General features: G+C 74.0%; 2 protein-coding genes. Both read right to left on the bottom strand.

The genetic code is table 11. The features are described 5' to 3' along the window. Nucleotides 1-11 precede the first annotated feature (11 nt). Nucleotides 12-221, bottom strand: coding sequence for an MbtH family protein (locus tag ACFUJR_RS00730; protein ID WP_383165622.1), 210 nt, complete (start codon nt 219-221; stop codon nt 12-14). Further along, nucleotides 218-14,503, bottom strand: coding sequence for an amino acid adenylation domain-containing protein (locus tag ACFUJR_RS00725; protein ID WP_383165625.1), 14,286 nt, complete (start codon nt 14,501-14,503; stop codon nt 218-220). The genes ACFUJR_RS00730 and ACFUJR_RS00725 overlap by 4 nt, the downstream gene beginning before the upstream one ends. Between the last annotated feature and the right edge of the window lie 109 nt (nt 14,504-14,612).

The raw sequence follows: 14,612 nt of genomic DNA, 5'->3' as shown, positions 1-14,612 counted from the left end.
AGGCGGATGCGTCAGGCCCGCTGGGCGGCGAGGCTCGCCGGGCGGAGGTCCGTCCAGTGCTCCTCGACGTACGCGAGGCACGCCTCGCGGGTCTCCTCGCCGAAGACCGTGCGCCAGCCGGCGGGTACCTCGGCGAACGAGGGCCACAGCGAGTGCTGGTTCTCGTCGTTGACGAGGACCAGGAAGCGGCCCTGCGGGTCCTCGAACGGGTTGGTGCTCATGCGTTGTCACTCCTTGTCGAACGCGCGGTCATGGCGGTGAACAGCTCGGAGAGCGGCTGTCCGGGGTCGGCTGCCACGGCGTGCAGCAGTCTCTGAAGTTCGTCGGCGAGTCGTCGCGCCTTCGCGGTGCCGAGCAGGTCGGTCGCGTGGATCAGTCCGCAGTGGACGGGTCCGTCACCCTGCGGCTCGTAGAAGCTGAGAGTCAGCCGCGCCCTGGTGGAGCCGGTCGGTACGGCTTCGAGGGACCCGACCCCGCCCTCCAGCTGCTCCAGGTCCGCCTGTTCATGGTGGACCACCATGACCTGCGGGCCCTCCTGAGGCAGTCCGACCGCCCGGACGACCTCGTCGAACGGCACGTCCTGCCGGTCGAGGGCGCCCAGCGTGGTCTCCCGTACCCGGGAGAGCAGCTCCGCGAACGTCGGGTCGCCGCCGGTGTCGGTGCGCAGTACGACCGTGTTGAAGAAGCAGCCGACCAGATCGGCCAGTTGGTCGTCCGTACGGCCGGCGACCAGCGTGCCGATGGGCAGATCCGTGCCGGCGCCGTGTGCGGTCAGCAGGGCCGCCAGGGCGGAGTGCAGCACCATGAACATGCTGGTGCCGGTCGTCCGGGCGAGTTCGCCCACGGCGGCATGCAGCCGCTCGTCCAGGACGAAGCCCACATGGTCCGCGCCGGGCGTGGACGAGCGCGGTCCGTCCCCGGGCAGGGCCAGCTCGGCCGGTGCGTCCTTCAGCGTCGCGCGCCAGTAGGCGAGCTGTCGGCCGCCGCGGCTGCCGGGGTCGTCGAGGTCGCCCAGGACCTCGCGGGCCCACCGGGCGTAGTCGGTGTACGACACCGGCAGCGGCCGCCATGCGGGGGCGCGGCCTTCCGTACGCGCCCCGTAGGCCGCCGTCAGGTCATGGAAGAGCGGGACGACCGACCATTCGTCCACCGCCAGGTAGTGCATGGTCAGCAGCAGCGCCTGCTCGCCGGTGGGGCCCGTCAGCAGCCGGGCGCCGAACGGTGCCGCACGGTCCGGCTCCGGTGCTCCGGCGGCCAGTTCGGTCAGGCGCGCGTCCAGGTCGGCGCACTCCTCCAGGACGAGTACCGGAGGCTGGACGGCCCGGTGGTGGAGCGCGCGGTCGCGTTCCGTGAACGCGGTGCGCAGGGGCTCGTGCCGGGCCGCCACGTCGGCGAGGGCCGCGGAGAGCGCGTCCGCGTCCAGACCGCCGGGCGAGCGCAGCACCAGCGCGTGGTCGAAGCGGGGGGTGCGGAGGTACGCGTTCCACTGCCAGCGCTGGACGGGGGCGGCGAGGAGCGGCTCCTGACGGTCCTCCGTGGGGCGCAGTGCCGGGCGTGCCGTCGACGCGCCCTTCAGCTTGCCCTCGATGCCGGCGACGGTCAGCGCGTCGAAGACGTCCCTGATGCTCAGCTCGACGCCGAACTCGGCGCGGATACGGCCCAGGAGCCGCATGGAGGCCATGGAGTGGCCGCCGAGCGCGAAGAAGTTGTCGTGGACGCCGACCCGCTCCAGTTTGAGGATCTCGCCGAACAGGGCGGCCAGCCGGCCTTGCGTCTCGTTGGCGGGCGAGGCGTCTCCGGTCATCGCCGCCCAGTCGGGCGCGGGCAGCGCCTTGCGGTCCAGCTTGCCGTTGGGGGTCAGCGGCAGCGGGCCGTCGAGCGGCACGACGAGCGCGGGGACCATGTACTCGGGCAGCAGCCCGGCCACGTGGGCGCGCAGTTCCTGCGGGTCGAGCTCCACGGACTCCCCCGCCTCCGGGACGGCGTAGCCGACGAGGCGGACGATGTCGCCGTCGCGGTCGGGCAGCACGGCGGCCTGGGCGACGGAAGGATGTCCGGCGAGGGCCGCCTCGATCTCTCCCAGCTCGATGCGGAAGCCGCGGACCTTGACCTGGGTGTCGACGCGTCCGAGGAAGTCGAGGTTGCCGTCGGCGCGCCAGCGGGCGCGGTCGCCGGTGCGGTACATCCGCGCGCCGGGCTCGCCGGCGTACGGGTCGGCGACGAACCGCTCGGAGGTCAGCGCGGCCTTGCCGAGGTAGCCGCGGGCGAGGCCGCGTCCGGAGACGTACAGCTCGCCGACGACACCGGGCGGGACCGGCCGCAGGTGCTCGTCCAGGACGTAGGCGCGGGTGTTGGGGTCGGGCCGGCCGATGGGCACCCGGCCGGCCGGGCGGCCTCCGTGCTCGCGCGAGGGCCAGAGCGTGGAGTTGACCGTCGCCTCGGTGAGTCCGTAGGCGCAGATCAGGTGGGCCGTGGCGCCGAACCGCTCGAAGACGTCCGGCGGCACGGTCTCCGTGCCGACCAGGACGGTCGACCCCTCGGGCAGCTCGCAGCCGGGTGGCAGGGCCGACACGAGGGACGGCGGAAGGATCATGTGGGTGATCCGCTGCGCCGCGAGGAAGTCGGTGAGCGCCGGTCCCGCGACCCGCGCCTCGTCCGTGACGAGGACGAGCCGGCCACCGTGGCAGAGCGCCATGGCCAGTTCGAACGCGAAGACGTCGAAACCGATCGACGCGAACTGCAGCACGTGGCTGTCGTGTTCCAGACCCATGCGGTCGACGGCGGTGGCGACGAGGCTGGAGACGCCCTCGTGCGGGACGACGACGCCCTTGGGCCTTCCGGTGGAGCCGGAGGTGTAGATGACGTACGCCGCCTGGTCGAGGAGGACCGTCCTCCCGTCGACCGCGGTCTCCGGCAGGGTCTCCAGCTCGGCGGCCACCGACGGCTCGTCGAGCAGCACCACCGGCACGCCCGCCACCTCGGGGATCTTCCCCGCGACCGGCTCGGTGCCGACGACGAGCGCCGCCCGCGAGTCCTCGATCATGTACGTGAGGCGGTCGGCAGGGTGGACCAGGTCGAGCGGGAGGAACGCGGCGCCCAGCTTCAGCGCGGCGAGCACCGTGGCGACCGTGTCGACCGACCGGGGCACGGCCACGCCGACCACGCTCTCGGCGCCGGCTCCGCGCGCGGCGAGCAGTCGGGCGACGCGGTTGGCGCGGGCGTCGAGCTCCGCGTAGGTGACGGACCGGTCGCGGTCGACGACGGCGACCGCGTCGGGGCGCTCGGCGAGCCGTCGCGCGAACAGTGCCGGGAAGGACTCCTCGTCGACCTCGCGGGAAGTGGCGTTGAAGCCGTGGAGGACGAGCCGCCGTTCGTCGTCGTCGAGGATCTCGGCCCGTGAGACGGGCTGCTCGGGCGCGGCGACGAGGGCCGCGACGAGGGCTCGGAGGCGGTCGCCGAGGCGCTCGGCGGTGACGTGGTCGAACAGCTCAGTGGCGAACTCCAGGCGGCAGCCGAGGGAGCCCGTGCCGCCGTCGGTCGGTGTGTGCTCGGTGAAGCTGAACACGAGGTCGAACTTGGCCGAGCGGATGCGGAAGGGGACGTACTCGGCGCTGAGGCCGGACAGTTCCAGTCCGTCGCCCGTACGGGCGTGGTAGCCGACCATCACCTGGAAGAGCGGGTTCCGGGAGAAGGAGCGGGTCGGGTTGAGCTTCTCCACCACCGCCTCGAACGGAACGTCCGCGTGTGAGAAGGCGGCCAGGTCGGTCTCCCGGACCCGGGCGAGGAGTTCGGTGAAGCTCGGGTCGCCGCTCAGGTCGGTGCGCAGCACCAGCGTGTTCACGAAGAAGCCGACCAGGTCGTCGAGTGCCTCGTCGCCGCGTCCGGCGATGGGCGAGCCGACGGGGATGTCCGTACCGGCGCCCATCCGGTGCAGCAGGGCGGCCACGGCCGCGTGGACGACCATGAACATGCTGGCGCCGGTCTCGCGGGCGAGCCGCTTCAGGCCTTCGTGGACGTCGGCGTCGAAGGCGATGTCCAGCTCGGCGCCGGAGAAGGCCGGCCGGGCCGGGCGGGGCCGGTCCGTGGGCAGTTCCAGCTCCTCGGGGGCGCCGTCCAGGGTCGTGCGCCAGTACTCCAGCTGCCGGGCGGCCAGGCTGTCCGCCTCCGCCGGGTCGCCGAGCAGCCGCTGCTGCCAGAGGGCGTAGTCGGCGTACTGGACGGGCAGCGGCTCCCACGCCGGGGCCGCACCCGCGACGCGGGCCGCGTAGGCGGTGGCCAGGTCGCGGAGGAAGGGGCGGTCCGACCACTCGTCGGTGGTGATGTGGTGGAGCAGCAGGACGACCACGTGGTCCTCCGTCGCCAGCTCGACGACCGTTGCGCGCAGCGGCAGTTCGGCGGCGAGGTCGAAGGGCCGGTTGACGGCGGCCTCGACGAGCTTGGGCACCTCGTCCTCGGTGGCTTGCAGCCGCTCGACCACGGGCCGTGCCTCGTCGGCGGGCAGGACGCGCTGGACGGCCTGGCCCTCGTGCTCCACGAACACCGTGCGCAGGGCTTCGTGCCGGGCGGTCACATCGGCGAGCGCCGTCCCCCACGCCTCGACGTCGAGGCCGCCGCGCAGCCGCATGACGAGCGGGAAGTTGTACGCGGCCGAGGTGCATTCGATCTGCTGGATGACCCACAGGCGCTCCTGGGCGTGCGAGAGCGGCAGCTCGTCGGGCCGCTCCCCCGCGGTCAGCGCCGGCCGGGCGGCGCCGCCGGAGCGGTCCGCGCGCTCGACCAGCTCGGCCACGGTGGGTGCCTCGAAGAGGTCGCGGATGGCGAGTTCCGCGTCCAGCGCGGTACGGGCCCGGCTGACGAGTCGGGTGGCGAGCAGCGAGTGGCCGCCCAGCTCGAAGAAGTCGCTGTCGATGCCGACGCTGCCCTCGGGCAGGCCGAGCGCCTCGGCGAAGAGCGCGCAGAGCGTCTCCTCGCGCGGCGTGCGCGGGGCGCGGCTCGTGCCGGTTCCGGCGAAGTCCGGCGCGGGCAGGGCCCGTACGTCGAGCTTGCCGTTGACGGTGAGCGGGAAGGTGGCCACGGGGACGAGCGCGGAGGGGACCATGTAGTCGGGCAGCGCGGCCTTCAGGTGGTCGCGCAGCCGCTGGAGCAGCTCGTCGCCGGGCTCGGCGCCGTCCTCGGGAGCGAAGTAGCCGACGAGGCGCCTGGTGCCGGTGCTCTCGTTGACGACGACGGCCGCGTGGGCGACCTCGGGGTGCGAGGACAGGGCGGTGGAGATCTCGCCGAGTTCGATCCGGTAGCCGCGGATCTTCACCTGGTCGTCGGTGCGCCCCAGGAAGTCGAGGAGTCCGTCGGGCCGCTGCCGTACGAGGTCGCCGGTGCGGTACATCCGCTCTCCCGGGTCCCCGAAGGGGTCGGCGACGAACCGCTCGGCGGTCAGGCCGGGTCGGTCGTGGTAGCCGCGGGCCAGGCCTGTGCCGGCGATGTACAGCTCGCCGAGGCAGCCGGGCGGGACCGGGCGCAGCATGGCGTCCAGGACGTACGCGCGGGTGTTCCGGATGGGCATGCCGACGGTGGGAGTCGCGCTGTCCGTGGTGGAGCCGCCGAGGGTGTTGATGGTGTACTCGGTCGGCCCGTAGAGGTTGTAGCCGTAGGTTCCCTCGGTGCGGCGCAGCGTGCTCCACACGGTGTCGGACACGGCCTCGCCGCCGAGGAGGACCAGCGCGGGGCGGTGCTTGCCGCCGGCCTGGTCGTGGTCGAGGAGTCCCTCCTCGATGAGCACCTGGGCGTAGGTGGGGGTCACGTTGACGACGTCGACCCGGTGCCGGTCGCAGTAGGCGACCAGCGCCTCCGCGTCGCGGCGCAGCTCCTCGTCGCAGATGTGGACCTCGTGCCCCTCGACGAGCCAGAGCAGCTCTTCCCAGGACATGTCGAAGGCGAAGGAGACGGTGTGCGCGATGCGCAGACGCCGTCCTCCGGCCGAGGCGATGGCCGGGTCGAAGATCTCCTTCTGGTGGTTGAGCTGCATGTTCGTCAGACCCCGGTAGGGGGTGACGACGCCCTTGGGCCGGCCGGTCGAGCCGGAGGTGTAGATGACGTACGCCGGGTGTTCGAGCCGGTCCTCGATGTCATGGGCGAACGCGGGCCGCTCGGCGTCGGTGATCTCCCCGCCGGGGAGGGCAGCCAGCTCGGCGGCCACGGTGTCGTCGTCCAGCGGGAGTTCGGGGGCGACGGCGCCCTCGGGTCCCCGGAGGGTCGGGGCGACGGCGGTGGTGGTGACCAGGCACAGGGGTCCGGTGTCCTCGACCATCAGTCGCAGCCGGTCGGCCGGGTGGTCCAGGTCGAGCGGCAGGTACGCGGCGCCGGTCCGCAGGACGGCGAAGAGCGCGGCGACCATGTCGATGGAGCGCGGCAGGGCGAGCCCCACGACCTTCTCCGGGCCCGCGCCCCGGGCGAGGAGCAGCCGGGCGATCCGGTTGACGTGCGCGTCCAGTTCGGCGTAGGTGAGGGCGCGTTCGCCGAAGACGAGCGCCACCGCGTCCGGGGTACGGGCGACCTGCGCCGTCAGCATGTCGGCGATGGTCTCGTCGGGCACCGGCTCCCGGCTGCCGGCCCGCTCGGCCGCCAGGGCGGCGTGCTCCGAGGGCAGCAGGAGGTCCACGCCGACGGTGCGGGCGGTGACGGCGTCCGGGCGGGCGAGGATCTCGCCGAGCCGCTCCAGGACGGTGGTGAACCGGCTGAGGATCGTGTTCGCGGCCTCCGCGTCGAACAGGTCGGGCCGCGCCGCCAGGGTGACCCGCAGCCGGGTCTCGGGCGTGACGATCAGGGTGAGGGGGAAGTGGGTGCCGTCCACGTTCGAGACGTCGGTGATGCCGTGCCGCTGCCGGAGTTCCGCGGCGCGGTCCTCGCCGTCGGCGGAGCGCAGCACGAAGAGGGTGTCGAACAGGCGGCGGTGGCCGGTCTCCTGCTGGAGGGTTCCGAGGCCGACGTACTCGTAGGGCATGACCGAGGCGCGCTCGGACTGCATCCGGCGCAGCAGGTCGAGCAGGGGCTCGTCCGGGGCGAACGCGACGCGCGCGGGGACGGTGTTGAGGAACATGCCGATGATGCCGGCGACGTCCGGTACGTCCGCGGGGCGGCCGGCGACCGCGGTGCCGAAGGCGACGTCTCCGCGGCCGGTCGTCGCCGAGAGGACCAGACCCCAGGCGGCGTTGAGCACCGTGTTCAGGGTGAGACCGTGCCGGCGGGCCAGCGCGCGGAGCCGGTCGCTGGTCTCCTTGGTGAGCACGGCGTCGAAGTCGGCCGGGATGACCGGGCCCGCGTCGCGGCCGGTCGGCGCGACGAGGGTCGGCTCGTCGAAGCCGGCGAGCGCGCCGCGCCAGGCGTCGAGGGCCTGGGTGGTGTCCTGCCGGTCGAGCCAGGCCAGGTAGTCGCGGTACGAGCCGGGGGCGGGCAGACCGGTGGTGTCGCCGGCCCGCTCGTAGAGCGTGAACAGCTCCTCCAGGAAGAGCCAGGCGGACCAGCCGTCCCACAGGATGAGGTGGTGGGTGACGACGAGCCGGTCGCGGCCGTCGCCGAGCCGGATCAGCTGGAGGCGGCAGAGCGGCGGGGCGGACAGGTCGAAGCGCTGCCGGCGGTCGGCGGCGAGGAGCGCGTCCACGCGGGCGCGCCGCTCCTCGGCGGACAACTCGGAGAGGTCGGTCTCGGTCAGCGGGATCTCGGCGCCGTCGGCGATGAACTGGACGGGGCGGGGCAGGCCGTCGCTGGTGAACCCCGCGCGAAGGCTCGCGTTGCGTTCCAGGAGCGCCCGGCAGGCGGCGCGCAGCCGGTCGGCGTCCAGGGGGCGGTCGAAGTCCAGGGTCTCCTGCGACAGATAGACGTCGAGGGCGTCACCGGTGTCGTAGGTGGCGTGGAAGTACATGCCTTCCTGGAGCGGGGAGAGCGGCCAGACGTCGGCGACCGGGAGGCCCGCGACGGCCTCTATGCGGGCGGTGTCCTCCGCTGTCAGTTCGAGGCCGCCGAGCGGGGCCGGGGCCGCGGGCTCCGGCGGGGCGGCGGCGGTCAGCCGGCCGAGCAGTGCCTGGAGTGCCGGGTCGACGGCCGCGCCGGACAGCTTCTGTGCGGCGAGCATCGCCTGGAGGGCGGCGGCGGCCTGCCCGGCGTCGGTGGCGGACATGGTCACCCCGGCGGCGGGCGCCTCGGGAGCGGTCTCGGCGGCGGGTCCGTCCGGCACGTTCGCGGCCGTCGCGGCGAGCGCGGCGGGCGTGCGGTGCTCGAACACATCGCGCGGGCTGATGGTCAGTCCCCTTTCACGGGCCCGGGTGGCGACGGCGATCGAGGTGAGGCTGTCGCCGCCCAGGACGAAGAAGTCGTCGTCGGCACCGATCCCGGCCATGCCGAGGACATCGGTGAAGATCTCGCAGAGGGCGCGCTCGCGCTCGTCGCGCGGCGCGCGTCCACCGGACCTGGGGGCGACGGACGGCGAGGGCAGGGCGTTCTGGTCGAGCTTGCCGCTGGGCGTCAGCGGCAGCGTGTCGAGGGCCATGACGGCCGTCGGCACCATCGCCGCGGGCAGCGCGTCGGCGAGCGCCGCGTGGAGGGCTTCGCCGTCCAGGGCGGTGGCGGGGCCGGAGCCGCCCGGAGCCGGGACCGCGTAGCCGAGGAGCGTTCCGTCGCGGACGACGACGGCGGCGCGGGAGACCCCCGGGAGGGCGGCCAGGGCGGCCTCGATCTCGCCCGGTTCGACGCGGTTGCCGCGTACCTTGACCTGGCGGTCGGTGCGGCCGAGGTAGACGACGGCGCCGTCCGCCCGTCGGCTGACCAGGTCGCCTGTCCGGTACATACGGGTGCCGGGCTCCCCGAACGGGTCGGCGACGAACCGCTCGGCGGTCAGGGCGTGCCGGTCGTGGTACCCGCGGGCCAGTTGGACGCCGGCGAGGTACAGCTCGCCGGGCACGCCGTCCGGGACGGGGCGCAGGAAGGCGTCGAGGACGTACAGGCGGGTGTTCCAGACGGGGCGGCCGATCGGGACGGCGAGCTCGTCGTCCCCCTCGTACGGGAAGTACGTGACGTCGACGGCGGCCTCGGTGGGGCCGTAGAGGTTGTGCAGCGGCACCGGGCCGTGTCCTCGGCGGGAGGTCAGCTCCGCCCAGCGGCGGGCGTCGGGGCCGGTGAGGGCCTCGCCGCTGCAGAAGACGCGGCGCAGGCTCGTGGCCCACTCGGGGGTTCCCGGGGCGGCCTCCATGACCTGGACGAACGCGGCCAGCATCGACGGCACGAAGTGCGTGGTCGTGATCCGCTCGGTCGCGATCAGACCGGCGAGGTACGCCGGGTCGCGGTGGCCGTCGGGCCGGGCGAGGACGACGGTCGCGCCGTGGAGCAGGGCCCAGAAGAACTCCCACACGGACACGTCGAAACTGGACGGCGTCTTCTGGAGCACGCGGTCGTGGACGGTGAGCCCGTACTCGTCCTGCATCCAGGCGAGTCGGTTGACGATCGCGCGGTGGGTGACGGCGACGCCCTTGGGGCGGCCGGTGGAGCCCGAGGTGTAGATGAGGTACGCGGGGTGGTCGGGTCCGGCGTGCGCGGTCGGCGTGTCGGCCGCCTCCTCGTCGCGGTCCACCAGGACGTGGGCGACTCCGGGTACGTCGGGCAGCCGGCCGGACGCTCCGGCGGTGGTCACGACCGTACGGGCACCCGAGTCGGCGAGCATGAACGCCACCCGGTCGGCGGGGTAGTCGAGGTCGAGGGGCAGGTAGGCGGCGCCCGCCTTGTGGACACCGAGCAGCGCGACCATGAGCTCCGCGGAGCGGGGCACCGCGACCGCGACGACGTGCTCGGGGGCCGCGCCCCGTGCCCGCAGCCGCCGGGCCAGCGCCTCGGCGCGCCGGTCGAGTTCGGCGTAGGACAGCGTGGTCCCCTCGAAGACGACGGCCGGGGCGTCGGGCGTCCGTGCCACCTGTGCGGCGATGAGGGAGGCGAGGGTGGCGTCCGGGTCGGGGAGCGGGTGTGCCGTGGCGTTCAGCTCGGTGAGGCGCTCCTGCTCCCGGCCGGAGAGCACCCCGACGCGGGCGACGGGCCGGGCGGGGTCGTCGACGAGTGTCCGCAGCAGCGCCTCGAACCGGTGGGCGACGACGGCTACGGTCACCTGGTCGAGCCGGGCGGCGTCGTACGTGAACCGCAGCGAGAGCTGGTCCCCGTCGTGCTCGACGATCAGGGCGAGCGGGTAGTGCACGGCGTCGAAGACCTCGGTGCCGGTGACGCGCAGCGTGTCCTGGTGCGGTGCCGTGGACCGCTCTCCGGAGGGAAAGTTCTCGAACACCACGAGCGTGTCGAAGAGTTCTCCGCCACCCGCGAGCCGCTGGATCTCGGCGAGTCCGAGGTGCTGGTGGTCCAGGAGGGCCGCGTGCTCGTCCTGGACGCGCCGCAGCAGCTCGACGAGCGACTCGCCGCCGTGCAGGGTGACGCGGGCCGGCACGGTGTTGATGAACAGGCCGACCGCCGAGTCCAGACCCCTGACCTCGGTCGTACGTCCGGAGACGGTGGTGCCGAACACGACGTCCCGGCTGCCGGTCAGACCGCCCAGGAGCAGGGCCCAGCCGCCGTTCAGGATGGTGCTGAGGGTGAGCCCGTGGCTGCGGGCGCGGGCCGCGAGGTCGGTGGTGAGCGACTCGGGCAGTCGGACGTCGACGTGCTCGTGCCGGGCGGCCGGCGCTGCCCGGTGGTCGCCCGCGGAGGAGGCGGGGGCGGGAAGCCGGGTCGGACCGTCCAGGCCGGCCAGGGCCTGGCGCCACGCGTCGCGGGCGGCGTCGAGGTCCCGGCTCGCGAGCCAGGCGAGGTACGCGTCCGGGGCGGGCGGCTCGGGCAGGGCGTCGCCCGCGTAGGCGGCGGTCAGCTCACGGAGCAGGACCGAGACCGACCAGCCGTCGGCGATGATGTGGTGCAGGGTGAGCAGCAGGCGGTGGCGCCGACCGTCGCGGATCAGCGTGGCCCGCATCAGCGGGGGCCGGGCGAGGTCGAAGCCCTCGGCGCGGTCCTGCCGCAGGATCTCCTCCACCGGGGTGCGGGCGGTGTCGGCCTCCTTCCAGGGAAGGCCGGTGTGGTCGGCGATCCGCTGGACGACCTCGCCGCCGGGGAGCTGGCGGAAGGAGGCGCGCAGCAGCGCGTGCCGGTCCAGGAGTAGGTGGAGCGCCTGCCGGAGCCGGTCGGGGTCGACGGTGCCCGCGAGGTCGAGGAGTTCCTGGACGACGTAGAGGTCGGCGGCCTCCCGGTCGAACTCGGCGTGGAAGAAGAAACCTTCCTGGAGCGGGGAGACGGGCAGCGCGTCCGCGTCGAGTTCCACCGCTCGGGCGGTCTCGGAGGGCGCCTCGGCCATGAGCGTGGCGGCGGTCCGGGCGAGCGCGGCGGTCCTGGCGAGCGCGGCCACGGTCCGCTGCCGGAAGACGTCGCGCGGAGTGATCACGAGCCCGGCCTCACGGGCGAGGTTGACGAGCCGGATCGCGACGATGCTGTCGCCGCCCAGTTCGAAGAAGCTGTCGTGGACGCCGACCGACGGAAGGCTGAGCACCTCGGCGAAGAGCGCGGCGAGCGTGGTCTCGGCCGGGGTGGTGGGCGCGTCGCCGCCGGCCGTCGCGGTCCAGCGGGGCTCGGGCAGCGCGCGGCTGTCGAGCTTTCCGTTGGGCGTCAGCGGCAGCGGTCCGTCGAGACGGACGACGGCGGAAGGGATCATGTGGTCGGGCAACGTCCCGGCGATCCGGGCCCGTGCCTCGGCGACGGAGGCCTCGGGGTCCGTACCGGCCTCCGCGACGAGGTAGGCGACGAGCCGCTTGGCGCTCCGGTGGTCCTCGCGGACACGGACGGCGGCCTGGGCGATGCCCGGGCAGGCCATGAAGGCGCTCTCGATCTCACCGGGCTCGATGCGGTGGCCCCGGATCTTGATCTGGCCGTCGGCGCGTCCCAGGAACTCCAGGTTGCCGTCGGCGCCCCAGCGGACGCGGTCGCCCGTGCGGTACATCCGCGCGCCGGGTTCGGTGGTGTACGGGTCGGCGACGAAGCGCTCGGAGGTGAGGCCCGGCCGGCCCAGGTAGCCGCGGGCGAGGCCGCGTCCGGCGACGTACAGCTCGCCTTCGGTGCCGACGGGCACGAGACGGAGCGCGGCGTCCAGCACGTAGGCACGGGTGTTGGGGTCGGGTTCGCCGATCGGCGCGGGTCCGGGCCGGTCGGGGGTCGCGACCCACAGCGTGGAGTTGACGGTCGCCTCGGTGAGGCCGTACGCGACCACCACCTGGAGGCGTCCGGCCCAGCGGGCGATCAGCTCGCCCGGGACCGCCTCGGTGCCGACGATCAGGACGGCGCCGTCCGGCAGTTCGCAGTCCTGTGGCAGGGCCGAGACGAGGGACGGCGGCAGGATCATGTGGGTGGCGCCGTGGCGGGCGATGTACTCCGTGAGCGCGGGACCGGCGACCCGGCGCTCGGTGGGGACCACGATGATCCGGCCGCCGACGCACAGCGACATGATCAGGTCCCAGACCGTCACGTCGAAGCCCACGGAGGCGAACTGGACGACCCGGCTGTCGGCGGTGATCCCGATGCGGTCGGTGGCGGTGGCGACGAGACTGCCGACGCCGTCGTGGGAGACGACCACGCCCTTGGGGCGGCCGGTGGAACCCGACGTGTAGATGACGTACGCCGCCCGGTCGAGGGCGATGTCGAGGCCGAGGTCCGAGCCGTCGAGGGCGTCGCGCTCGGCCGTCAGGGACGGCTCGTCGAGGAGCAGTCGGGTGGTGCCGGGGGCGTCGGGCAGCGCGTCGGACAGCTCGCGCGTGGTGAGGACCGTGCGGGCTCCGGCGTCGCCGAGCATGTAGGCGATCCGGTCCTGCGGGTGGTCGGCGTCCAGTGGCAGGTAGGCCGCGCCCGCCTTCATCACCGCGAGCAGGGAGACGACGAGGTCGGCGGAGCGCGGGACGGCGACGGCGACGACGTCCTCGGCGCCGACGCCGCGGGCGGCCAGGAGACGGGCCAGCCGGTTGGCCGCCGCGTTCAGCTCGGCGTACGTGAGCTCGCTGTCCTCGCAGACGAGGGCGACGGCGTCCGGGGTTCGGTCGACCTGCCTCTCGAACGCGGCGGGCCAGGAGAGTTCGGCCGATGCCCGGGGCTTGTCGCCGAACTCGTGGAGGAGGCGGGCCCGTTCGGGGGACGAGGTCAGGTCGAGGTGGCCGACCGGGCGGTCGAGGTCCTCCACGAAGGCGTCGATCAGGGCGGTGAAGCGGCGCTCGTGGTCCCGCAGCGTCGCCTCGTCGCAGACCTCGGCGTCGGCGTCGAGGTGGACGCACATGCCACGCCCGTCACTGCGCTCGGCGAAGCTGAGGGCCAGGTCGCTGACCGGGCCGAGCCAGACGGGTTCGAGTGCGGTGTCGAGGTCGCGGAACCGCAGGCCGTCCGGGCGTGGGAGGACGTTGACCGTGGGGCCGACGAGTTCGTGCACGCCGTCGGGCAGGCCCAGTTCCCTGGCCAGGTCCTCGGCGCGGTAGCGCCCGTGGGCGACGGCCTCGCCGACCGCGCTCCGGACCTCGGCGATGAGTTCGGCGGCGGTGGTGCCGGGGCGGACGGAGAGGCGCAGCGGCACGATGTTGGAGACCATGCCGGGGACGTCGGCGGAGACCGCGTCCTGGCGGGCGGCGACCGGCAGGCCGAGGACGAGGTCCTGCTCGCCGCTGACCCGGTGGAGGTAGGCGGCGACGGCCGCGACGAGCAGGCGGGACGGCCGGGTGCCGGCGCGCTCGGCGGCGTCGTGCAGTCGCCGGGTCTGCGCGGCGCTCAGCTCCGACGTACGGCGCACCCGGCGGGTCATGGGTACCGGGGCGCGCTCCACGAGGCGTACGGGCTCGGGCCGGTCGGCCATGCGGGTCAGCCAGTAGGCGCGGTCCTCCTGGTGCGAGGCGGAGGCGCGGTAGGCGAGGTCGGCGTCGACCAGGCGGGAGACCGCCCAGTCGCGCGGGGCGGGGGCGTCCTCGCCGGCGGTGTACAGCTCACCGGCCCGACGGGTGACGAGCGCGACGCCCATGCCGTCGGCGACGATGTGGTGGTAGCACTGGTACCAGACGATGTGGTCGTCGGCGAGGCGCAGCAGCGCGTGGCCGAAGAGCGGGCCCCGGGCGAGGTCCATGGGGCGTTCGCGGTCGGCGGACATCCAGTCGGCGGCGGCCCGCTCGGGGTCGGCGGCACCGCGCAGGTCGACGACGGGAAGGCCGAAGGAGGCGGGGGCGGGGGTCTGGCGGGGGCCGCCGTGGCCCGCGTGGACGCGTACGTGGAGGCTCGCGGCCTCCTCGACGGCCTGCCGCACGGAGGCGGTGAGGCGCTCGACGTCGGCGTCGCCGTGCAGGTCCAGGGCGAACACGATGTTGTAGGCGGAGCTGTCCGGATCGATCTGCTGGGCAAGCCAGATGCCGGATTGCCCGCCCGTGACGGGTATGCCGGAGGTGGACGTCCGGTCCGACTCGACGTCAAACATCGTTCGAATGGGCCTTTCCCTGGTGTGCGTCGGTGAGGTGTGTCCGGCACGCCCCGCTCCCGGCCCCCGCGCCGGGGAGGGGGCCACCGTGTGTGCGGTGGCGTGGCGC

It is taken from the genome of Streptomyces sp. NPDC057271 (assembly GCF_042668715.1).
In the GTDB taxonomy this organism is placed as follows: Bacteria; Actinomycetota; Actinomycetes; order Streptomycetales; family Streptomycetaceae; genus Streptomyces.
This window is presented reverse-complemented; position numbering and strand designations above follow the sequence as displayed.

Bases quoted from the DNA above. Each gene is read 5' to 3' on its own strand.
- ACFUJR_RS00730 (WP_383165622.1), bottom strand. From the start codon at position 221: ATGAGCACCAACCCGTTCGAGGACCCGCAGGGCCGCTTCCTGGTCCTC.
- ACFUJR_RS00725 (WP_383165625.1), bottom strand. From the start codon at position 14,503: ATGTTTGACGTCGAGTCGGACCGGACGTCCACCTCCGGCATACCCGTC.